The organism is Pseudoalteromonas sp. GW168-MNA-CIBAN-0100 (assembly GCF_040309225.1).
Lineage (GTDB): Bacteria > Pseudomonadota > Gammaproteobacteria > Enterobacterales > Alteromonadaceae > Pseudoalteromonas > Pseudoalteromonas arctica.
On the sequence record NZ_JBEOOL010000013.1, the window covers coordinates 1 to 21,948 of the forward strand.

The 21,948-nt window shown below is 41.0% G+C and carries 21 protein-coding genes; 10 read left to right on the forward strand and 11 right to left on the reverse strand.

Annotated features, from left to right (window positions below; translation table 11 throughout):
* Positions 1-156: 156 nt before the first annotated feature.
* The 7 genes from AAEY62_RS09650 to pspF form a co-directional block, all read right to left on the reverse strand.
* Positions 157-648, reverse strand: a complete 492-nt coding sequence (locus AAEY62_RS09650) for a VOC family protein (RefSeq protein ID WP_024608617.1) — start codon at positions 646-648, stop codon at positions 157-159.
* An 85-nt stretch (positions 649-733) separates the two neighbouring features.
* Positions 734-1,495: an ATP-binding cassette domain-containing protein gene (locus AAEY62_RS09655; protein WP_024608618.1), complete on the reverse strand. Its 762-nt coding sequence runs from the start codon at positions 1,493-1,495 to the stop codon at positions 734-736.
* Positions 1,495-2,487, reverse strand: a complete 993-nt coding sequence (locus tag AAEY62_RS09660; protein ID WP_007580952.1) for a peptide ABC transporter ATP-binding protein — start codon at positions 2,485-2,487, stop codon at positions 1,495-1,497. Before AAEY62_RS09660 ends, AAEY62_RS09655 begins: the two co-directional genes overlap by 1 nt.
* Complete coding sequence (locus AAEY62_RS09665; protein WP_007580954.1) at positions 2,488-3,381, reverse strand: ABC transporter permease subunit; 894 nt, start codon at positions 3,379-3,381, stop codon at positions 2,488-2,490.
* A complete protein-coding gene (locus tag AAEY62_RS09670; RefSeq protein WP_007580956.1) occupies positions 3,368-4,402 on the reverse strand; it encodes an ABC transporter permease in 1,035 nt (344 codons plus the stop codon). The genes AAEY62_RS09665 and AAEY62_RS09670 overlap by 14 nt, the downstream gene beginning before the upstream one ends.
* Positions 4,402-6,009: an ABC transporter substrate-binding protein gene (locus tag AAEY62_RS09675; RefSeq protein ID WP_024607851.1), complete on the reverse strand. Its 1,608-nt coding sequence runs from the start codon at positions 6,007-6,009 to the stop codon at positions 4,402-4,404. The genes AAEY62_RS09670 and AAEY62_RS09675 overlap by 1 nt, the downstream gene beginning before the upstream one ends.
* Positions 6,010-6,024: 15 nt before the next feature.
* The gene (pspF, locus tag AAEY62_RS09680) at positions 6,025-7,089 is read right to left on the reverse strand and encodes a phage shock protein operon transcriptional activator (RefSeq protein WP_350634869.1); all 1,065 of its coding nucleotides are present in this window, start codon (positions 7,087-7,089) and stop codon (positions 6,025-6,027) included.
* A 186-nt stretch (positions 7,090-7,275) separates the two neighbouring features.
* On the opposite strand from pspF, the gene pspA reads away from it, so the two are divergent.
* From pspA to AAEY62_RS09720, 8 genes are all read left to right on the forward strand, one after another.
* A complete protein-coding gene (pspA, locus tag AAEY62_RS09685; RefSeq protein ID WP_002958333.1) occupies positions 7,276-7,935 on the forward strand; it encodes a phage shock protein PspA in 660 nt (219 codons plus the stop codon).
* 67 nt (positions 7,936-8,002) lie between these two features.
* Entirely contained in the window at positions 8,003-8,236 is a 234-nt protein-coding gene (gene pspB / locus AAEY62_RS09690; RefSeq protein WP_008168589.1) for an envelope stress response membrane protein PspB, read from the forward strand.
* Complete coding sequence (gene pspC / locus AAEY62_RS09695) at positions 8,233-8,634, forward strand: envelope stress response membrane protein PspC (RefSeq protein ID WP_197237153.1); 402 nt, start codon at positions 8,233-8,235, stop codon at positions 8,632-8,634. Before pspB ends, pspC begins: the two co-directional genes overlap by 4 nt.
* 63 nt (positions 8,635-8,697) lie before the next feature.
* Positions 8,698-10,116 carry a YcjX family GTP-binding protein gene (locus tag AAEY62_RS09700; protein ID WP_350634870.1) on the forward strand — a complete coding sequence of 473 codons (1,419 nt, stop codon included), beginning with the start codon at positions 8,698-8,700 and terminating at the stop codon, positions 10,114-10,116.
* Positions 10,113-11,138, forward strand: coding sequence for a TIGR01620 family protein (locus AAEY62_RS09705; RefSeq protein WP_350634871.1), 1,026 nt, complete (start codon positions 10,113-10,115; stop codon positions 11,136-11,138). The genes AAEY62_RS09700 and AAEY62_RS09705 overlap by 4 nt, the downstream gene beginning before the upstream one ends.
* A gap of 415 nt (positions 11,139-11,553) precedes the next feature.
* A complete protein-coding gene (megL, locus tag AAEY62_RS09710; RefSeq protein WP_350634872.1) occupies positions 11,554-12,735 on the forward strand; it encodes a methionine gamma-lyase in 1,182 nt (393 codons plus the stop codon).
* Positions 12,736-12,972: 237 nt separating this feature from the next.
* Positions 12,973-13,770 carry a phenylalanine 4-monooxygenase gene (phhA, locus tag AAEY62_RS09715; protein WP_002958327.1) on the forward strand — a complete coding sequence of 266 codons (798 nt, stop codon included), beginning with the start codon at positions 12,973-12,975 and terminating at the stop codon, positions 13,768-13,770.
* A gap of 37 nt (positions 13,771-13,807) precedes the next feature.
* Positions 13,808-14,152 carry a 4a-hydroxytetrahydrobiopterin dehydratase gene (locus AAEY62_RS09720; RefSeq protein WP_350634873.1) on the forward strand — a complete coding sequence of 115 codons (345 nt, stop codon included), beginning with the start codon at positions 13,808-13,810 and terminating at the stop codon, positions 14,150-14,152.
* 114 nt (positions 14,153-14,266) lie between these two features.
* Here the strand turns inward: AAEY62_RS09720 and AAEY62_RS09725 are convergent, their stop codons facing one another.
* The 4 genes from AAEY62_RS09725 to map all read right to left on the reverse strand — a co-directional run bounded on the left by AAEY62_RS09725 (position 14,267) and on the right by map (position 19,970).
* Complete coding sequence (locus AAEY62_RS09725; protein ID WP_350634874.1) at positions 14,267-15,433, reverse strand: Trk family cation transporter; 1,167 nt, start codon at positions 15,431-15,433, stop codon at positions 14,267-14,269.
* A gap of 229 nt (positions 15,434-15,662) precedes the next feature.
* Positions 15,663-16,490, reverse strand: coding sequence for a 2,3,4,5-tetrahydropyridine-2,6-dicarboxylate N-succinyltransferase (gene dapD, locus AAEY62_RS09730; RefSeq protein ID WP_101164356.1), 828 nt, complete (start codon positions 16,488-16,490; stop codon positions 15,663-15,665).
* Positions 16,491-16,499: 9 nt separating this feature from the next.
* Complete coding sequence (gene glnD, locus AAEY62_RS09735) at positions 16,500-19,118, reverse strand: [protein-PII] uridylyltransferase (RefSeq protein WP_007580974.1); 2,619 nt, start codon at positions 19,116-19,118, stop codon at positions 16,500-16,502.
* Positions 19,119-19,184: 66 nt separating this feature from the next.
* On the reverse strand, positions 19,185-19,970 hold the full coding sequence (gene map, locus AAEY62_RS09740) for a type I methionyl aminopeptidase (RefSeq protein WP_350634875.1): 786 nt from the start codon (positions 19,968-19,970) through the stop codon (positions 19,185-19,187).
* 271 nt (positions 19,971-20,241) lie between these two features.
* On the opposite strand from map, the gene rpsB reads away from it, so the two are divergent.
* Positions 20,242-20,970, forward strand: coding sequence for a 30S ribosomal protein S2 (gene rpsB, locus AAEY62_RS09745; RefSeq protein ID WP_007580978.1), 729 nt, complete (start codon positions 20,242-20,244; stop codon positions 20,968-20,970).
* Positions 20,971-21,073: 103 nt separating this feature from the next.
* Positions 21,074-21,925, forward strand: coding sequence for a translation elongation factor Ts (gene tsf, locus AAEY62_RS09750; RefSeq protein WP_007580981.1), 852 nt, complete (start codon positions 21,074-21,076; stop codon positions 21,923-21,925).
* Positions 21,926-21,948: the final 23 nt, after the last annotated feature.

Genomic DNA, 21,948 nt, shown 5'->3' on the forward strand with positions numbered 1-21,948 from the left:
CTTAAGTTACAAGCCATCCTGGAAGGCTACGATTTAGCAAAATCTCTTGAGTCAGACTTGTGATCAAGAGACAGCTTTTAAAGCGCCTTTTTTATTGTCTTAAATAAAGTTGGTACATTACCAATTCGCTTAATTAAGTATTATTGCGGATTGGTATTAATTACCTCTGGCAATAAACTCAATTCGATTGCCGCTAGGCTCTCTTATCATCATATGTTGGGTTGGACCTTTACCTAAGTTTTCTGGTGCAAATTCTATAATAATATTATTTTGCATTTTTAAGTGTGTATGTAGCTCGCTTAACTTTTTGATACTTTCTACACTGAGTGCTAAATGGTGTAAGCCCACATTTTCTGCCCGATTAAACTCCACACGTTTTTCATCATTTTTTACGCGCCATAATGTAATGGTTATTTTATTGTTTGATAAAAAATAAGCGGGGTAGGTTGGATCACTTCCTAGCGTTTTAAAACCAAGTACATCAGTAAAAAATGCTTTGGATGCATTTAAGTTTGATACGGTTAAACCTAAATGATCAACGCCACCAACCCAACTTTTAGAGCTAGAGTTTTCGTCAGCTATTGAGGTTGTTGATAGCAGTAGTAACGCTAATGATGAAATGCCTGTGAGTAATGTTTTTTTTAGCATAGATCCTCTTTATGGTTTTAGTTGTTAAATTGCGCATTTAACAAAGACCTTCATAAAGGAGATTACATTACACGCTAGGCTGCGTTTAGCAGCTAAGTAATCGCTGCGTTACTTTTGATTGGGGGTTTTGAAAAACATCTTCAGTAGGGCCGTATTCAACTACTTCGCCTTTATCGAGTACAACCACATAATCACTGATGTGGCGCACTAGACTTAAATGATGGGTGATCATCACATACGTAAGGCCTGTGTCGCGCTGCAGCTTAAGTAATAAATTCACTATTTGCGCGCGTATAGAAGGGTCTAAAGACGAAACGGCTTCATCAAGCACAATCACCTTAGGATCTAAAATTAATGCACGAGAAAACGCAACACGCTGTAGTTGCCCCACACTAAACATATGCGGGTAGTAGTATTTATGATCGATTAACAAACCCACCTTTGAAAGCGTTGCATCGATCTTTTCAGTGCGTTCACTAGCATCAAGCTCAGTATTATATTGCAGGCAATCATCAAGCATTTCGCCAATGGTCAACCCCGGGTTGAGCGATGCAGCTGAATCTTGAAAAATCATACGAATATCCCGGCATTGATTATCGCGTACGCCATTATCTTCGATAATATTATTCTCGAGCAAAATTTGCCCGCTATCAGCAGTATCAGCTCCTGAAAGTAGTTTTGCTAATGTACTTTTACCTGCACCTGTTTCACCAATTATGGCAATACTTTCGCCTTTACCGACACAAAACGAAATATTTTTAAGTACTTCAAACTTTTTACGTGAAAAAAGCCCTGCTCGCACATTGAATGTTTTTGATAGCGCTTGTACTTTTAACAGTGGCTGCATTATTTCATGTCCTTAATTAACGGAAAATGGCACGCATAACTATGACCATGATGCTTAGTAAGGGTGGGAGTTACCACGCAGGCTTTTTGTGCTTGCGGACAACGCGGCCCGAGGCGGCAGCCAATGGGCAAATGTTGCAGGGTAGGGATAGTCCCTTTAAGTGCATAAAAAGGTTCTTTATGCGCTAAACCTTGTTCGTAGTCTGGCAAGCTTTTTAGTAATGCTTGCGTGTATGGATGGCGAGGCTGTTTGAATATTTCATGGGTTGGGCCTGCTTCAACCATTTGCCCGCAATATAAAACATGAATGCCATGCGACCAATGTGCAATCTCTTCAAGTTCATGAGAGATCATCAAAATAGACATATTTTTAAGTTGGTTTAAGCTTTTTAGTAATCTAAATACTTGTGCGCGAGTTGTGCTCTCAAGCGCTGTAGTTGGCTCATCTGCTATCAATAGCTTTGGAGTGCGGGCAATGGCCATTGCAATCATTACTTTTTGACATACGCCTTCTGAGAGCTCATGAGGGTAACTACTTAGTACTGCTTCGTGGTTTTTAATGCCCACTTTATGAATAAGCGCTTTTACTCTGTCTTTTCTCTCGCGGTTGCGCTTTAAAAAGAAACCTTTAGTTGCGATCTCTGGCAATGTTTCGGCAATTTGGTCAAATATTTTAGCGGTTGGGTCAAGGCAGCGACTTGGATCTTGATAGATCATCGCTATATCTTGGCTTACTATTTTACGGCGTTTCTCTGGACTTAAACGCATTAAGTCTACGCCGCGCCAATGAATACGGTCGGCAGTAATATCCCAGCGTTCGTTCAATACACCAATAATCGCTTTTGCTATTAGGCTTTTACCAGAGCCAGACTCGCCCACAAGCGCATGCACTTCGCCTTCTTTTAAGCTAAAACTCACTCTGTCTACGGCTCTAATTACAGTTTCAGAGGTACGTAGTTCAATTGTTAAGTTACGAACATCGAGTAATTGCATTTAATCAGCCTTACGTGCTTTTAGCACTTGTCGCAGGCCATCACCTACTAAATTAGTAGATAACACGGCTAAAAATAACAGTATACCAGGTAGCGCTACAGTCCACGGTGCTAAATAAATGAGGCCTAGGTTTTCGGCTAATATTGCGCCCCATTCGGTCGTCGGTGGCTGAGCCCCTAATTTTAAAAATCCCAGTGCTGAAATATCTAATATAGCGGTAGAAAGCGCCATCGTGAATATAACCACAATATGCTCATAAATATTAGGAAAAATACCACGCGATATAATATGCCAATTAGACGCACCATCGAGTCTAAACGCAGTAATGTAGTCTTTACTTAATTCATCAACAATCAGGTTACGCACTGAGTGAATAAACTGCGGCAGTAATGCTAAAATAATTGCCCATACGGTATTCATTAAACCCGGGCCGAGTATGGCGATTATTATTATTGCCAGTAACAAAGAAGGAATAGAAAGCGTTATATCAAGCAAGTGATTTAAAAAGCTTGAACGCAGCCCTTTACTAATCCCTGCAAAAGTACCCACTAACACACCAAAAATAGTTGTGATCAGGGCGGCTACAACAGAGAGGCCAAACGTATACGTAGCACCATTCATTAAGCGCGAGAGTACATCACGGCCTAAATCATCGGTACCTAAAAGAAAGCGTACATCGCCCATTTCTCGCCACGATGGCGGAATAAGCAGTGCATCAGTGTGTTGTTGGTTTACACCATACGGGGCTAAAAAAGGAGCGGTGGCGGCTAATAGTGCAAACGCCATAAATATCCATAAACCAACCAAAGCAGGGTGGTTATTTTTAAACTTTCGCCAAAATCGCGCCAGTGGCGATTTATTCGACTCTTCAGAAAATAAATTAAACTTTGCCATGGGCCTGATTCCGCGAGAGTGGATCGAATAAAGTGTAAGTAAGCTCAGCTGTAATAGAAGCTAAAATAACAAATAAAGACACTGCCATTAACCCGCCTTGAATTGCAGGAAAGTCACGCTGATAAATACTATCGATTAACCATCGGCCAATACCCGGCCACGAAAAAATAACTTCGGTAATCATCGCAAGCGTTATTAGCGTACTAAATTGCAAACCAATTTGCTTAATTACCGGCAGTAATGCATTACGCAGTGCATGGTGCATGATAAGTTGGCGGCGGTTAAGGCCTTTTGCCCTAGCTGTTTTAATAAAGTTTTGATCCATTACTTTAAGCATAGACTCGCGAGTAAAGCGCACTAATACAGTGGTTGGATACATAGCCAGTACAATAGTCGGAAGTGTTAAATGGCGCAGCGCATCAACAAAGGCCATTCCTTTATATGGAAAGCCAGCCAGTGCAATATCAATTAAAATAAATCCAGTACTGGCGGGTATTTCGTAAAGGAGCCCCATTCTGCCCGACATAGGAAACCAGCCAAGCTTTAATGAAAAAACCATTATTAATAACAATGCGAGCCAAAATACAGGCATTGAATAACCCACCATAGTGGTAGAGTTTATAAGCTTGTCGGGCCAACGTTTATGATATCCAGAGCCTAAAATGCCAGTTGGTACACCAATAACAACCGATACAATTAATGCGTATACGCTTAGCTCTAAAGTAGCCGGTAGCAAATCAACAATATGGCTAAACACACTATTACCAGAGGCAAACGAAAGCCCCCAATCACCCTGAAATATTCGCCCTAAAAAGGCAATGTATTGCATAAAGTAATTGCTGTTATATAAATATTTGTCTTCAAGCTCACTATGCTGTGCAAAGTTACTACTTGGTATGCCGCTTAAATTACTTAGCGGATCACCGGGAAATAAATACGCCAGTGAAAACGTAAATACGCTGAGCATCAGTATCATAAAAAAGAACAAACCAAGGCGACGTAAAATATAATCTAAGATCATTATTTCTTCCTCGCATTGGCAAGCGAAATAGCGCCAAACGGGCCAAGTGTTATGCCTTCCACATCAGCGCTACTCGCTTGAAAGCGCAGGCCATGAGCAATAGGTAATAACGGCAGCTCTTGAATAATTAAGCTTTGTGCGTCTTCGTAGTATTTTTTACGTTTGTTTAAATCAGTGGTGTCTAGTGCTTGAGTTAGCAATAAATCAAATTGGGGATTACACCAGTTTGCTGGGTTTTTACCACTAAAAGTAGCGGTACAACTCAGCAGTGGGCTAAAAAAGTTATCAGGATCGGGTGTATCTGCGGCCCAACCAAGTAATACACTGTCGTGCCTATGCTCGCCAATACGTTGAATAAACGTGTTCCACTCATATTCTACAATGCTTACATTAACGCCCACTTTGCGTAAATCACTTTGCATAAGCTCAGCCATTTTTCGCGCGTTAGGGTTATAAATACGACTCACAGGCATAGCCCATATCGTCATATCAAAGCCATCAGGTAAGCCAGCTTCAATTAGTAACTTTTTAGCAAGTTCTGGATCAAACGTAGGTATATCTTCTTGTGGCTCAAACGCCCAAGAGGTTGGCGGCAAAATAGATTGTGCGCGAGTACCGTTACCGTAATAAACCGCCTGCATTATTTTATCTACATCTATTGCATGTGCGAGTGCTTGGCGTACGCGTAAGTCGTCAAACGGGGCACGTTCTGTATTAAACGCCCAATAACCTATGTTTAAGTTCGTTTCTTTTTCAACGTTTATATCATCACGTTGCGCTAAAATACTTAATTGCGCACTACTTGGATGAGCCGTTACATCGCACTCTTTAGTCAGCATTTTTGCTATACGCGTAGTGCCGTTAGGGGTTATGTCGTAAACCAATTGTTCAAGTGCAACGTCGTGCTTCCAATAAAGTGGATTACGGTAAAAGCGTACAAGGTGATCTCGGCGGTATTCTTTGTAAATATACGGGCCGGTGCCAATAGGGTACTGATCAAATAAGTTTTCTTGGTTTTTTTTCTTAAGTTCCATGGCGTATTCTTCTGAAAGTACCACGGCAAAGTCGGTGGCCATATTAGCTAAAAAGCTGCTTTCAGGATTAAACAATTCAAAACGCACTTGGTAGTCAGACACACGCACAATTTTACGAATAAGTTGATCAATCCCCACACTTTGAAAATACGGGTAATTGGCATCGCCCACAAAGTGATATGGATTGTATACATCGAATAATCGGCTAAAGGTGAATATAACGTCGTCGGCGTTAAAATCCCGCGATGGGGTAAAATAAGAAGTTGTATGAAACTTTACATCTTTACGCAAGGTAAAGGTAACCGATTTACCATCTTTACTAATTTTCCAATCGGTCGCCAGCTCACTTTGAAACTCTGCCGTAACAGGGTCAATGCTAATTAAACGGTCGTATAATTGGTTAGCAATTATATCAATAGTTGAACCGGTGGTCGTGACTTGCGGATTAAACGACACAGGGTTAGCTTCAGCGCAATAAACTAAGCCTTGGTTTTTTTCTTCTATGATTTCTTCTTTGCTATCAAGGCAACCAACTAAAGTGGTGGCAAGCAAAACAAGTAATAATTTATGCACCCGCATAACCTCTGACTATTGTTGATCCAACAAGTTGTATTTTTTAAGATAACCACGTAATTGATGATACGTTAAACCAAGTACTTCTGCAGTTTTCTTTTGATTAAATTGGCTATGTTCGAGCGCTTTATTAATCATGTTTATTTCAAAGTCGTTAGAACGCTCTTTTAAGCTGCACGGAAATTGAATATCGACGGCTATATTACTGCTTGTTTGAGCAATCGGCGGCGCAACAACAATAGGCTCGGCATTAACAGTTTGAGCCGCTATAGGTGCTTTAATGCGCGCTTTTGGTCTAAATGGGCTATCGAATGGGTCTAAAATAATCTGGTGAACGGGGATATGTTCACTACCGTGGCGATACAAACTGCGTTCAACCACATTTTTAAGTTCACGAATATTACCAGGCCAATCATAACTAAGCAGTGTTTCTGTTGCGCTTCGGGTAAAACCGCTAAACAGTTCCCACTCTAAATCGCGCGCCATATTCATCGCAAACTGCTCAGCAAGAAGCATAATATCGTCTTGGCGTTCGCGCAGTGGCGGCAGGGTAATTACATCAAAGGCAAGGCGATCGAGTAAGTCACTTCTAAATTCACCTTGCTCAGCTAAATAAGGAAGATCTTCGTTTGTAGCACACACTAAGCGTGTATCTACTTTTACAGTTTGTTTGCCGCCAACACGTTCAAACTCACCGTATTCTATAACGCGCAGCAGTTTTTCTTGTACCATAGCTGAGGTATTAGCTAATTCATCTAAAAACAGTGTGCCGCTGTTAGCGCGTTCAAAACGACCTTCGTGGCGTTTGCTTGCCCCCGTAAAAGCACCGCTTTCGTGGCCAAACAATTCACTTTCGAGTAAGTTTTCGTTAAGCGCTGCACAGTTAAGTTTTACGTAGTTTTGATCCCAACGCTTTGATAAAAAGTGTAAGCGTGCTGCTATTAGCTCTTTACCTGTGCCGCGTTCACCAATAATAAGTACCGGTTTATCTAAATTAGCCAGTTGCGATACCTGATCTAATACAGACAGAAAGCTATCTGATTGGCCGAGTAAATTATCCTGTTGGCGATATTGGCTCATATTTCCTAACTCTTGGTCATTTTTACTAACAGTTAGTGTATTTCATAAATAGGGATAACTAAAGAAATTTGTATATTTAGTTTAACGTAATGAAAATAAAGTGTATTTTAACTTTTAAAAAGTTGGCAAGCATATTGATACTAGTTATAGCAGACTAACTAAGTTTTAATTACAGAGGTAAATGTTATGGGAATTTTTTCACGTTTTGCAGATATTGTTAATTCTAATATCAACGCCATTTTAGATAAAGCAGAAGACCCAGAAAAAATGGTTCGTCTGATTATTCAAGAAATGGAAGATACGCTTGTTGAAGTACGTTCTACATCAGCTAAAACATTGGCTGAGAAAAAAGAAATTGTACGCCGCTTAGATACGCTTAAGGCACAGGTAAGCGATTGGCAAGATAAAGCCGAACTGGCTTTAAGTAAAGACCGCGACGATTTAGCGCGCTCAGCCCTGCTTGAAAAGCAAAAGTCGGCAGATGCCGTTGCTTCAGTCGCTAGTGAACTTGAACATGTAGAGTCTCATATTGAGAAATTACAGCAAGAAGTAACGACACTACAAGAAAAGCTAGCAGATGCGAAATCTCGTCAAAAAGCAATTATACTTCGCCAACGTTCGGCTGAGTCGCGCCTTGAAGTGAAAAAGACACTTGATAGCTCAAAAGTAGAAGACGCACTTAATCGCTTTGAACGTTACGAAACTAAAATTGATGGACTAGAATCTCAAATTGAGTCTTACGATTTAGGTAAAAAGACGTTAGCGGACGAAATTGCTAATCTACAAAAAAATGAAAAGATAGATGATGAGCTAGCCGAACTTAAAAAGAAGCTAGCTGATAAATAATTTATAAAGGGGCACTTAAAGTGCCCCACTGCTTAAAAACATCAAAACGGATTGTCAGGAGAGAATTATGTTTGATTCAGATGTAATAATTGTTCCATTTGTTATGTTTATGATTTTTGTTGCCCCGCTGTGGCTAATTTTGCACTACCGTAGCAAAAAACAAGTAAGCCAAGGTTTAAGTGAACACGAACATCGCCAGTTACTTGAGCTTGCACATAAAGCCGAAAAAATGGCAGACAGGGTTGAAACACTTGAAGCATTGCTTGATCAAGAGTCACCACAATGGAGACGCAAAGTATGAGTGCCAAACGCGAATTATTAAGAGACCCACAACGCGGTAAAATAGCCGGAGTATGTGCGGGATTAAGTGACTACTTTAATATGGAGTTATGGTTAGTTCGCATTATATTTGTTAGTGCGGTACTGCTAACGGGTGGCCCATTATTTGTGGTAGCGTATATTGCAGCCTGGTTCATTTTAGATAAAAAAGAGCCCGCAACAGTGCAAACTAAAAGCTCAACTAAACATGACGATCCGCTAGAAGTAAAATTTAAAGTATGGCAAAAAGGCGAGCCACCGCGCCGCGCATTGCAAGATTTAAAAGAGCGTTTAACGCGTGTAGATACTCGCCTTCAAGATATGGAGCGCCATGTAACTTCAAGCGAGTTTACGGTGAGCCGTGAAATTAACAAACTTTAAAGGATTTAATAGCACCTTATTTGCAGCGTGATAAATTACGGCAAATTAGGTGCAAGACACTTTATGAGCCAATCATTTGCAAAAAAGACCTTTAAAAGTATTAAAGGCAAAGCACAAAAAGCCCTTCATCGCAGTTTAGACCAACACGTAAAACTTGCCGTAACTGGCCTAAGTGGTAGTGGTAAAACAGCCTTTATTACCGCGCTTGTTAAACACTTAACAACCCAAGCGGACGATAAAAACTTACCTTTTTTTGATGTAATGCGCGAGCACCGCCATGTGGCCACTAAAGTTGTGCCGCAAGAGGCGTTAAAAGTTCCTACGTTTAATTATACGCGCGCGCTAAATTCATTATTACCCAGCGATGGGATGCCTACATGGCCTGCATCAACCGAGCGGATTAATACGCTGCGCTTGGCAATAAAGTATCAAAGTAACGCAGGGTTGCGCGGCCACTTTTCGCCGCAATCAACGCTTTATTTAGATATTATTGACTACCCGGGTGAATGGCTCCTTGATTTACCTATGCTTGAGCAAAGCTATGCTCAATGGTGCGAGCAGCAATACCCGTTATTAACTCAGCCTTCGCGCGTAAAGACATCAAGTGATTTTTTAATGGCCGTTAAGCAACTTGACTTAAACGCTCCCGTTGATGAAAACGCACTTGCTCATATTGCTCAGCTTTATCAAAGCATGTTAGTCGGGCTTAAAAAAGACACCAAACTTGCCATGTTACAACCTGGGCGCATGCTAATGCCTGGCGACTTACAAGGCGCGCCATTGTTATTGTTTTTTCCGGTATCGGGTAAAGTAAATAGTGACGATGTCGTTGCGGGTTCTAATTTAGCGCATTTAATTAAGCGCTTTAACGCCTATATAAAAGAAGTTGTAAAACCATTTTATAATGAGCATTTTAGACACTTCGATCGCCAAATCGTACTTGTAGATGTACTTAGTGCGCTAAACGAAGGGCACGAAACACTCCAAGAGCAAAGCAGTGTAATAAACCAATTACTCGCACACTTTAACTATGGCGAGTCGGGCTTTTTTAAACGTTTATTTAAGCCCAACATAGACAAAATATTATTTGCAGCTAATAAGTCAGATCACATAAGTGCTAAGCACCATAAAGATTTAGCACTGCTACTTGATTCGCTCGTGCATGAGCAAAGCAATCATTTAAAGTTTGATGGTGTAAAAATAGAAACCATGGCTATGTCGTCAATTACAGCAACGCAGCCGCGCCAAATTGCCGACAAAGGCCAAACGCTTGACTGCATTTACGGTAAACCATTACACGAGCCTGATTGGCTTACGTATTTACCGCCGCAACCTCCCTCGCGGATGCTTAATAAAAGTGAGTGGCCAGCACAGGGATTTGAGTTTTTATCGTTCTCTCCAATGCCGAGCCCCGATAAACAACTAAAACATATTCGATTAGATCATGTCATGCAGTACCTGCTAGGAGACAAATTAACATGAGTGAGTCAAACCAACCATTTCAAGCAGGGCGTCGCATAGATACGCAAAGCATTGAGCAAAACGAACCCGTTTTAGCACCTGCAAAAATTATTCAGCACGGACAAAGTGATTACGAAGAACTTGAAGATGAAGCACTAGAGCCAGAAATAGATCTAGAACCTGTGTACAAAAAGTCAAAGTGGCAAACGCTTAAAGGTGTTTTTGCTATTAGTTTTATAGTACTGGTGCTTTTAGAGTTTGCGTACTCGTTAGTATTTGCTTTCGAGCAGTCAATTATTTTAGGCAGCGTTTATTTAACCGCGGTTGTAAGTGGCGTGCTGCTAATAGGGCGCTTATTGTGGCGAGAGTACCGAATGCTGCGCAGTTTAAAGCGTAACCAATTGCACCGAGTTGAAGCCGACAGGCTTTTAAACAGCGAGCAAGTAGGCGGTGCATTACCTTGGCTTGAAAAGCTCAATAAACACCAGGAGCTTGATAATTTTGAAACCTTTAAAAACCAAGTAGCGATGCATCACAGCGACAAAGAAATAATGACGCTGTACGCCAATAGTTTATTAATAACCCAAGACACCAAAGCTAAAAAGCTTATAAATCGTTTTGCGACTGAATCTGCACTGCTAGTTGCCCTAAGCCCACTTGCGCTGGTGGATATGATGGCTGTGCTTTGGCGCGGTACTAAGTTAATAGAACAAATTGGTAAAATTTACGGCATTGGTTTTGGCTACGCGAGCCGTATAAAGTTATACCGTATGCTGATAAAACAAGTGATGTTTGTAGGCAGTGCTGAGCTTGTATCTGACCTTACTGCAACTGCACTAAGTGCTGAGCTTTTAGGTAAGCTTTCGGGGCGGGCTGCGCAAGGTGTCAGTGCCGGTATTTTTACAGCGCGTATTGGTTACAAAGCAATGGAGCTTAGTCGCCCATTACCAAGGCTTGAAAACAAACGCAGCTTGTTAAAAGGCACTGTGCAAAGCATCGCAGGTAAAATTATGAGCCGTAAAAAGGCGGAACCAACACACTAGGGTCTGTTGAACTTTCTAGGTTAAATTTGCAGCAGTCTGTTTGGTATTTAGGCAAGGCAGAGCCTATGTAGTGTGGTTATTCCCCATAAATGGGTGATAACGTAGCATTAATGCCAAACATGCGCTGCCCAAAGGGTTCTTCCTAGGGGCTATTTACTCTTTGTTGCTCGGCTTTTACTTAGCCCACTAGGTTACAAACCTCGCGCCGCGATTAAATAGCCCCTAGTTTGAACAAATTTTAATCCGCAAAGATCAACAGACCCTAGATTAGCAGTGGCAATATTTGTGTACAAACGTGCGCTGCACGGTTTTTACACAAATAGCCATCTGAGCATCCGGCATGCTTGCTGTTTGTAAGCGCATACGTTTTGATTGTTGAATCGCAAAAACATAATAATCAAAAAATGAGCCTACAATGAGCAAGCATCATATAAACACCCAGTGTATTCACGGACCACAAAAAGCAAACGACCCGCACGGCGCACTCACTTCTCCTTTGTATCAAACCTCTACCTTTCATTTTGAAAATGCCGCACAAGGTGCTGCGCGTTTTGCAGGCGACGAACCTGGCTATATTTATACGCGTTTAGGAAACCCTACAACCACAGAACTTGAACAAAAAGTTGCTCAACTCGAGAGTTGTGAAGCAGCAGCTGCAACCGCAACGGGTATGGGGGCTGTATCTGCCTCAGTACTGAGCTTTTTATCGCAAGGAGATCACCTTGTTGCTTCAAGTGCTTTGTATGGTTGTACCTTTGCGTTTTTCTCGCATATGTTGCCGCGCTGGGGAATCGAAGTCACTTTTGTTGATATGACCAACGAGGACGAACTACGCGCTGCCATCAAACCTAATTCAAAAATGATATTTGTAGAAACGCCAATCAACCCCACTATGGCGGTGATTGATTTGGCACTCATTGGCGCAGTTGCTAAAGAGCACAACTTAATTAGTGTGGTCGACAACACCTTTTTAACGCCGCTACTGCAATCGCCCAAAAAATACGGTATCGACATAATAATGCACAGTGCGACCAAGTACTTAAACGGCCACGGAGACGTAGTCGCCGGTATTGTATGTGGATCGCTTGAGCACATAACACACATTAAAATGACCGTACTAAAAGACATTGGTGCAACTATAAGCCCGCACGATGCATGGCTAATTAATCGAGGCCTAAAAACACTCGCTATTAGAATAGAGCGCGATTGTCAAAGCGCACAAACAATAGCCGAATATCTAGAAGCGCACCCACAAGTAAGCACCGTATATTACCCGGGGCTTAAATCGCACCCAGGTTATAAGTTTATTGGTAATCAAATGAAAGCCGCTGGTGGTGTTATTGCGTTTGAAATAAAAGGCACGCTACAAGATGGCGCACAATTTATTGATAGTATGAAACTTTGTACACTTGCAGTAAGCCTTGGCGACGCTGAAACACTGATTCAGCATCCTGCATCTATGACTCACTCGCCTTATACGCCAGAGGAGCGAGCTGCCGCTGGAATAAGTGATGGGCTGATCAGGCTCTCGGTTGGGCTTGAAGATGTTAACGACATTATTAGTGATTTAAACCAAGCTTTTACTAAAATTGGTTAGTTGTATTTAATTGTGTACACGTAAATATAAGCTGTAGGCCTTTATTTAAAGGCCTGTATTTTTTATGTTCCATAGGTGTAGTTTTAACTTTACAATTGGGGTGATCGCGCCAAATACTGATGTTAGCCTATCTATTAAACTTTTCTTCACTTTTGCATAGTATGGGGTCATTCGATATTCAATAGACTTGAGTATCACACTGACACCGATTTAGGGCTCACACCCAAGAAGGTACTTATGGCTAAAGCAAGTAAATACACATCCAAAACACCAGACGAAAATGGTGTTATACACTGGAGTGATGAAGAAAATAAAATTTGGTCTGAGCTTGTAGCGCGCCAACTTGCATGCATTGAAGGCAAAGCCTGCAACGAGTACATGCAAGGGTTAAAAAAGATTAACCTGCCGCACGATCGTATTCCGCAGTTAAGCGAACTAAATGAAGTGTTACTAGCCACTACCGGTTGGCAAGTTGCACCAGTACCTGCGCTTATCGACTTTGATGAGTTTTTTAGATTACTGGCAAACAAGCAGTTTCCGGTAGCTACATTTATTCGTAGCCGCGAAGAATTTGACTACCTACAAGAGCCAGATATTTTTCATGAAATATTTGGCCACTGCGCCATGCTAACTAACCCTGACTTTGCCGAGTTTACGCACAAGTACGGGCAATTAGGTTACGCAGCGCAGAAAAAGGACCGTGTATACCTTGCGCGTATATACTGGTTTACGGTTGAATTTGGTTTAATGCAAACCGAAGACGGTCTGCGTATTTACGGCGGTGGTATTTTATCAAGCCCAGGTGAAACTCAGTACGTATACTCAAATACGCCAGAAATCAGCCCAATGAATGTGCTTGATGTACTGCGTACGCCGTACCGTATTGATATTATGCAACCACAGTACTACACCATAAATTCGATTCATGATCTGTTTGATATATCGCAAATGGATATTATGACTTTGGTTGAGCGAGCTAAAGAGCTTGGTTTGCACGACCCAAAATTTCCACCAAAAGAAAAATTAGCCAGTTAAATATTAATGCTAAAAAAGCTAAAAGTAAGGATTTAGAATGTCTTCATTAAGTGCACAAAAATGCGAAGCCTGTCATGTAGATGCGCCAAAAGTATCTGACGAAGAGTTAGCGCAATTAATTACTAAAATCCCAGACTGGGTACCAGAAGTACGTGACGGCATTATGCAGCTTGAGCGTGTTTATAAATTTAAAAACTTTCAACAGGCTATCGCGTTTACTAACAAAGTAGGCGACATGGCAGAAGACGAAGGCCATCACCCAGGTTTATTAACTGAGTGGGGCAAAGTAACCGTTACATGGTGGAGCCATTCAATTAAAGGCCTACACAAAAACGATTTTATTTGCGCAGCTAAAACAGACGACGTATTTAACGCGCTGTAAACCACACTAATTGAGCAAACCAACAAAAGCACTTATTTTATAAGTGCTTTTTTATTCGTTTAATGGAAGTGTTTAGTTGTCAGCTATCAGTGACGAGCTCATTGTTAATTTTACTTATAGTTTTATAAGGTATTTATTAATCTCATTACTGTATTCGATTTTATATACATCTGTAGCTGAATTTGGATTTTCAGTCCAGAATGTCACTAATTCTAAAAATTCGTTATTATTGTCATCGAGATTTTGATAATCAATTAACATACCATCTTCTGGAACTTCTATAATCCTTACAGAACTTGGGTACCTTATTCCATACTTTAATTTTTCATTACCTTCTTCTTTTATTATGCTAAAGAAAATACCCTTTTCTTTATACGTTTGCGGTATGTAAATTACTTTCCCTGCCAGGTAAAGACAATCGTCTATAGTAATACCAATAAAAGGAGTGCCCATTATTTGGTTAAAATTTTCGACAAAATATTTGGGTTTTTCATTAGGGAATTTACTTGAAATCTCATTTTTTCTATTAATATCAAGTTCAAATTTTGTATTTTCTTTGTGTGTTCGCATTGACACTTCATGCCTTAGAGAGAGATGTTTTTGTTTTAATTTATAATTCCTATCTAATAAGGTTTGGTATTTATCTTCTATTTTTTCAGCTTGCTCTTTATATTGTTGAAGTGTTTTGGTGAGTGTTAGGTGTTCTTCAGCTGAGCTGGAAAATTTCTCCGACATCTCCTCGAACTGTTGGTTGCTATGTAATAAGTCGTCTTTAATTTTCTGGTTTTGCTCTGTTAGCTTGTTGATTTCATCAAGTTGCTGTTTTTCTGTAATTTTCAGTTTATCAATTTGACTTTGCTTTTTAGATGAGTCTTCTCGGTACTCTAGAGTTTCCTTTATAGCACTTGTGGCTTTCTGGCTCTCATCCTGAAATTGTTTATCTAATTTTTCGTATTTCTCAATGGGAATAAATTTAGCAGGCTCCCGATTTGCTTTGAAAGAGTCATACTTTTTTTGCCAATACTCTTTGAAAAAATTAGGTATATGTACTGCAAGAGGATAGAAAATAGTAGCTAAAATTGTTAATACGATAGGGGAGCAAATGTAGAAGCCAAAGCCTAGTTCTTCATATGTGTTTAGTTTTATGCTGAATTTTAAAGGTTCAGCTAAAAACCACCAAATACTCTTCCAATTTAATAAGCAGAATGCCCAGACAAAAGTAAAAATGAGAGGCCTATCTTTAAAAAGATCAAAAAAACTACCTTGTTCTTGATTATGCATATTATTTTATCTATTTAAGTTTTTAATAATTTAACGTAATAATCTGGTTATGTAAAAGTTTAACGAATTAGGAACTGTGAATTATATTTATTGCTTATCAGCTTATTATTAATAGCAAAAAAGCTCTAAACCCAAAGGGCTTAGAGCTTTCTATATACAATTAAAGTTCAGCTAAAACACTTCACTTCAACGTATTGTTGGGTTTCGTTTCACTCAACCCAATTTACTATTACTCATCAATTGAGCGTAGTAGGGCGTTTATGCCTACTTTTTCACGTGTTTGTTTATCTACTTTTTTCACGATGATTGCAGCGTATAGGCTGTGGGTGCCATCTTTTGACGGTAGTGCGCCTGGTACAACTACTGCGCCTGCTGGTACGCGGCCGTAGTGAATTTCGCCAGTTTCGCGGTCATAAATACGGGTGCTTTGGCTTATGTAAACGCCCATTGAAATTACCGCGCCTTCTTCAACAATTACGCCTTCAACAATTTCAGAACGTGCGCCAATAAAGCAGTTGTCTTCAATGATAGTTGGGTTAGCTTGTAGAGGCTCTAAAACGCCGCCTATGCCTACGCCACCTGATAAATGTACGTTCTTACCAATTTGTGCACATGAGCCTACAGTCGCCCATGTATCAACCATGGTGCCGTCGTCAACATATGCGCCAATGTTTACGTACGATGGCATAAGTATGACGTTTTTACCTACAAAGCTGCCTTTACGCGCTACTGCGTTTGGCACTACGCGCATACCGCCTTGCTGAAATTGCTCTGGCGTGTAGTCGCTAAATTTAAGTGGTACTTTGTCGTAAAACTGGTTTACGCCGTCGTTCATTGGTTGGTTGTCGCGAATACGAAACGACAGTAAAACTGCTTTTTTAAGCCACTGGTGTACAACCCATTCACCTGATATTTTTTCAGCAACGCGTGCTGCGCCGCTATCAAGTAAATCAAGTGCGTCGATAATGGCTTGTTTTACGTCGCTTGATACTGTGCTTGGGCTAATGCTATCGCGGTTGTCCCATGCGTTTTCGATCATCGTTTTTAAATCTGACATGTGTGTCCTCTATTCTGTTTCGGCGTTGAATTTTTTACGTAATGCCTGATGAATTTTTGCTTGCTCTTCATCAGTCAGCGCTTGGTATTCGTTATTAGATACGACAAAGAAATCCTCGGCACGTTCACCTACCGTTGTAATACGGGCAGCGTGAATGTGTAGTAAATGCGCTTGGAAAACTTCGGCTATTTTGGTTAGTAAACCTTGTATATCGACGGCTTGAATTTCTATTAAGCTACGGTCTTTGCGTGCATGTGGGCGCAACACAATTTTAGGTTTAATATTAAAATCTTTAAAGCGTTGAGAGCGGCTCTTTTTAAAGCGAATCTTTTTACGCGGATCGCTCAGTGCTTGCTCAAGCCCACGTTTAATTGATTGCGCTCGACCACTTGCAATAGGGTCGCCACTTACTTCAAGTATTACAAAGCTAAACAAGACGTAGCCGTCTTTTGTGGTCAGTACTTGCGCGTGTTGTATTTGCGCTTTTTTAGAGCCAATCACACTTACTAATCGGGCAAACAGTGGGCCAGAGTAGGGGCTGTATACAAATACTTGTGTGCCACCATGCATAGCTTTGTTAGAAACAACAACACTTGGCTGGCTTAAGTCTGTGCTACTTAATAAATGTTCACTTTGCCATGATATTTGCTGTTCGCTAAAGGCGGTAAAGTAGTTGGCTTTAAAGCGGCTCCAAATTAAATCAATTTTTTCCTCTTGATAACCCAGATTTATTAAGCGTTGTTTAGCTTGGTGCTTTTTGTCGCGAATTTGGTCGCGTTGATCCATTGGGTTTTCGAGCCCTAGGCGCAAAGCGCGCTGCGTGTGTAAGTAGAGCTCACGCAGCAGGGTGTTTTTCCAATCGTTCCATAAGTTGTCGTTGGTTGCACGTATGTCGGCAACGGTTAAACAATATAAGTAGTCGAGTTGGCGCTCTGTTTTAACGCGTGTAGCGAAGTCTTTTATTACAGCAGGGTCGTTAATGTCTTTACGCTGTGCGGTAACCGACATAAGTAAATGGTTACTTACAAGCCATGCAACGAGTTTTGCATCCACCGATGAAAAACCATGTAATTTAGCAAATGCTATTGCGTCAACAGCGCCAAGTTCTGAGTGGTCGCCACCTCGGCCTTTAGCAATGTCGTGAAATATACCGGCTAAATAAAGTAGCTCTGGTTTGTCCATTCGAGTGACTATCTCACTACAAATAGGAAACTCGCTAATGCCTGTTTTATCAAAGTATTCGTAAATATTTTTGATTAATTTGTGAGTATGCTCATCTACGGTGTAGGCGTGAAACAAATCGAACTGCATTTGCCCAAATATATTACGCCACTGCGGTAAGTAGGCGGCAAGCATGCCGTGCTTGTGCATAAGCGTAAATGCGCGGCCCATACCATTAGGGTGTTTAACTAAGCGTAAAAAGGCTTCACGACAGGCTGCATAATCTTGTAAATCCCCCAATAAACGACGGCGTACTTGGCGAATTGTACGAATAGTGCTTGGGTAAATATGCGTTATTGCAGGGTTGTCTGCTATGTGCTCAAACAATACAAAAAGTTGGTCACGTCTAAAAAATACGGATGGATCTTTTACGCGTATTTGATGACCCACTTGCTCAAAGTTTCTGTCAAGTTCTATTGCTGCCACAGCACTACTTTCGGGCATTATGCTTTGTTCAAAGTATGAAAGTAGCATTTGGTTAAGTTCGCGCACGCGGCTCATTATTCTAAATAAGCGTTTCATCATACGCTCAACAGAGGCTTTACCGTCGCTACCAAAACCTAAAATTTCGGCGGCTTGCGGTTGATGATCAAACAATAAGCGGTTTTCAGCTCGACCTGCAGCTAAATGCAGTGCAAAGCGAATGTTCCATAGGTTTTCTAGGCACTCAGAAAGCTCTTGAAACTCTTCGTGAGTTAAGTATCCGTGGCTTATTAACTCTTGCAGGGTTTCGGTTCTAAAGTGCTTTTTCGCCACCCAAATAATCGTTTGTAAGTCGCGCAGACCACCGGGGTTTTCTTTAATGTTTGGCTCAAGATTATACGCTGTGCCGTGGCACTTTCTGTGGCGTAAGTTTTGTTCTTGAACTTTGGCAGTAAAAAATTCACCTGAGCGCCATACTGGCGTTTCAAGAATATGCATTTTGAGTTTTTCAAACTCAATGTGGTTACCAAAAATAAGGCGGCTTTCGAGCAAGCTGGTGGCAAAAGTAACGTCTTCACGTTTTTGCTCAATGGCTTGTTCTATTGTACGCACGCTGTGACCAATCTCTAAGTTGAGATCCCATAGCATGGTGACAAACTGGCCTATTTTTTCGCATATTTCTTCGCTTGGCGGTTTAGTTACAAGCAATAAAAAGTCGATGTCGGAGTAGGGATGTAGCTCACCACGTCCGTATCCGCCTACCGCTATTAATGCTAAATCAGGTTCGCGCGCTAAGTCGTAAACATGAAAAAGCTTAATGAGTAGACGGTCAATAAACTCAGCCCGGGCATTAATTAAATTCCCAACCGGTTGTTTAGAGAATTCGTTATGTAACCATTTATAAAAATAGCTAGAACAATCGCGATAATCACTAAGTTGCTCTGCATCGCTAAGCAACTTTTTTACTTTGTTGGGTAATGCCACGTGGGCTGGCTCCTTGTTGAACCTTTCACACGGATAAGAATTTTCTTATCAAGTGTTTCGGTTTTATTAGTGTTCTATGATCCGCTCGATAGTATCATCTGATCGTAGCGTTAAAATTTCAACACCATTTTCAGTCACTAATAAAGTATGTTCCCACTGTGCAGACAAACTACGGTCGCGTGTTACTACTGTCCAATCATCTTTAAGAAGCTTACATTGGCGTTTACCCGCATTAATCATAGGTTCAATAGTTAAACACATACCTGCTTTTAAGGCCTCGCCGGTACCGGCTTTACCGTAATGCATTATTTGTGGTTCTTCATGAAATCCTGCGCCGATACCGTGGCCGCAATATTCACGTACAATTGAGTAGTTAAAGCTCTCTGCATATTTTTGAATTGCTGAGCCAATATCACCCAAGCGCACACCTGGTTTTACCATTTTAATAGCAAGGTATAAGCTTTCTTGTGTTACTTCTGCAAGACGCTTAGCTTGAATGTTTGGTGTACCAACGTGGAACATTTTAGATGTGTCGCCGTGGTAACCATCTTTAATGACAGTTACGTCGATATTTACACTGTCGCCTTCTTTTAATGCTTTGTCATTTGGAATTCCGTGACAAATAACATGATTAACTGACGTACAAACTGATTTTGGAAAGCCATGATAATTTAACGGAGCAGGGATTGCTTGTTGCACATTAACAATATAATCATGACAAAGTGTATTTAGCTCATCGGTGGTAACACCTGGCACTACATGAGGGCCGATCATTTCAAGTACATCGGCCGCTAAGCGCCCAGCTACGCGCATTTTCTCTATTTCTTCAGGGGTCTTGATAATAGCGCTCATTGAGGCTCCAAAGTTGAGTTTTTAACATTTATCGTCGAACAAATTTTGCACGCGACGTTGAGTATTTAATTTTAATATGGTATAAAGCGCGCCGTCTTTTTACAAATAAATTCTTAAATGATTTTTTGTATTTAAGGCAAACACAATTTTATTTTAACACACACACGTATCGTCACATACACTTGGGTGCATTTGAAGTTTAATTACTTCGGTGTTGGTGCTATGGGATATGTGGAGGCCTAACCCTAAACAACTATAGAGGATCTATAAAATGGCAAACGTTTCAATGCGCGATATGCTTCAAGCTGGTGTTCACTTTGGTCACCAAGCACGTTACTGGAACCCTAAGATGAAGCCTTTCATCTTCGGCACACGTAACCGTGTACATATCATCAACCTTGAGCAAACTGTACCAATGTTCAACGACGCACTTAAGTTTTTATCAAGTGCTGCAGCAAACAAAGGTAAAGTTCTTTTCGTTGGTACTAAGCGCGCAGCAAGCGACGCAGTTAAATCAGCTGCTTTAGAAAGCGACCAGTTCTTCGTAAATCACCGTTGGTTAGGTGGTATGTTGACTAACTGGAAAACTGTACGTCAATCAATCAAGCGTCTTAAAGACCTTGAAGCACAAAGCCAAGACGGAACTTTCGAGAAATTAACTAAGAAAGAAACGTTAACGCTTAACCGCGAAATGGAAAAGCTTGAAAAGAGCCTTGGTGGTATCAAAAACATGGGCGGTCTTCCAGACGCGCTTTTCGTTATCGATGCTGACCACGAGCACATTGCTATCCGTGAAGCAAACAACCTAGGTATTCCAGTTGTTGCAATCGTAGATACTAACTCTAACCCAGACGGTGTTGATTACATCGTACCTGGTAACGATGATGCTATCCGTGCTGTAAGCCTTTACACTAGCGCTGTTGCAGCTGCTATTACTGAAGGTCGCGAGAATAACATCGTTGCTCAAGCTGAGAAAGACGATTTCGTTGAAGCTGAGTAATTAGCTGTCATCAAGTCTTCATCTTTTTAAGGTGAAGACTTGCTATTCTTGTCGAGCGGGTAACCCGCTTATCTAACCTGATTTCAGATTTGAGGATTTACTAATGGCTGTAACTACTGCCCTAGTTAAAGAATTACGCGAGCGCACAGGCGCTGGCATGATGGATTGTAAAAAAGCGTTAACTGAGACTGATGGCGACATCGAGTTAGCGATTGAAAACATGCGTAAAAGTGGCGCTGCTAAAGCTGCTAAAAAAGCAGGTAACATTGCTGCTGAAGGTACTATCATCATCAAGCAAAACGCGGGTGTTGCAGTACTAGTAGAAGTTAACTGTCAAACAGATTTCGTTGCAAAAGACGTAAGCTTCTTAGCATTTGCTAACAAAGTTGCTGACGCTGCAATTGCTGACACTATCTCTATCGAAGACTTACAAGCTAAGTTTGAAGAAGACCGTGTTGAGCTAGTTACTAAAATTGGCGAAAACATCAATGTACGTCGTCTGCAGTACGTAACTGGTGAAAACCTAGTTGAGTACCGTCATGGCGATCGTATCGGTGTAGTTGTTGCGGGTGTTGCTGATGAAGAAACACTTAAGCACGTTGCAATGCACGTTGCTGCATCTAGCCCTGAATACTTAACACCTTCAGATGTACCAGCCGATGTTGTTGCTAAAGAAAAGCAAGTACAAATCGAAATCGCGATGAATGAAGGCAAGCCTGCTGAAATCGCTGAGAAGATGGTTGTTGGCCGCATGAAAAAATTCACTGGTGAGGTTTCTCTTACTGGTCAAGCTTTCATCATGGAGCCTAAGAAAACTGTTGGCGATATTCTTAAAGAGAAAAACGCAACAGTTACTAGCTTCGTACGTGTAGAAGTTGGTGAAGGTATCGAGAAGAAAGAAGAAGATTTTGCTGCTGAAGTTGCTGCTCAAATTGCTGCTGCTAAAGCTAAGTAAGATTACTATTTGTGAAGGATAAT

Coding starts and splice junctions, on each gene's coding strand:
- pspA (WP_002958333.1), top strand. CDS start 7,276: ATGGGAATTTTTTCACGTTTTGCAGATATTGTTAATTCTAATATCAAC.
- rpsB (WP_007580978.1), top strand. CDS start 20,242: ATGGCAAACGTTTCAATGCGCGATATGCTTCAAGCTGGTGTTCACTTT.
- pspF (WP_350634869.1), bottom strand. CDS start 7,089: ATGAGCCAATATCGCCAACAGGATAATTTACTCGGCCAATCAGATAGC.
- AAEY62_RS09705 (WP_350634871.1), top strand. CDS start 10,113: ATGAGTGAGTCAAACCAACCATTTCAAGCAGGGCGTCGCATAGATACG.
- AAEY62_RS09700 (WP_350634870.1), top strand. CDS start 8,698: ATGAGCCAATCATTTGCAAAAAAGACCTTTAAAAGTATTAAAGGCAAA.
- AAEY62_RS09650 (WP_024608617.1), bottom strand. CDS start 648: ATGCTAAAAAAAACATTACTCACAGGCATTTCATCATTAGCGTTACTA.
- AAEY62_RS09725 (WP_350634874.1), bottom strand. CDS start 15,433: ATGCATAATCAAGAACAAGGTAGTTTTTTTGATCTTTTTAAAGATAGG.
- AAEY62_RS09665 (WP_007580954.1), bottom strand. CDS start 3,381: ATGGCAAAGTTTAATTTATTTTCTGAAGAGTCGAATAAATCGCCACTG.
- pspB (WP_008168589.1), top strand. CDS start 8,003: ATGTTTGATTCAGATGTAATAATTGTTCCATTTGTTATGTTTATGATT.
- megL (WP_350634872.1), top strand. CDS start 11,554: ATGAGCAAGCATCATATAAACACCCAGTGTATTCACGGACCACAAAAA.
- AAEY62_RS09670 (WP_007580956.1), bottom strand. CDS start 4,402: ATGATCTTAGATTATATTTTACGTCGCCTTGGTTTGTTCTTTTTTATG.
- dapD (WP_101164356.1), bottom strand. CDS start 16,490: ATGTCAGATTTAAAAACGATGATCGAAAACGCATGGGACAACCGCGAT.
- AAEY62_RS09660 (WP_007580952.1), bottom strand. CDS start 2,487: ATGCAATTACTCGATGTTCGTAACTTAACAATTGAACTACGTACCTCT.
- phhA (WP_002958327.1), top strand. CDS start 12,973: ATGGCTAAAGCAAGTAAATACACATCCAAAACACCAGACGAAAATGGT.
- AAEY62_RS09720 (WP_350634873.1), top strand. CDS start 13,808: ATGTCTTCATTAAGTGCACAAAAATGCGAAGCCTGTCATGTAGATGCG.
- tsf (WP_007580981.1), top strand. CDS start 21,074: ATGGCTGTAACTACTGCCCTAGTTAAAGAATTACGCGAGCGCACAGGC.
- map (WP_350634875.1), bottom strand. CDS start 19,970: ATGAGCGCTATTATCAAGACCCCTGAAGAAATAGAGAAAATGCGCGTA.
- pspC (WP_197237153.1), top strand. CDS start 8,233: ATGAGTGCCAAACGCGAATTATTAAGAGACCCACAACGCGGTAAAATA.
- AAEY62_RS09655 (WP_024608618.1), bottom strand. CDS start 1,495: ATGCAGCCACTGTTAAAAGTACAAGCGCTATCAAAAACATTCAATGTG.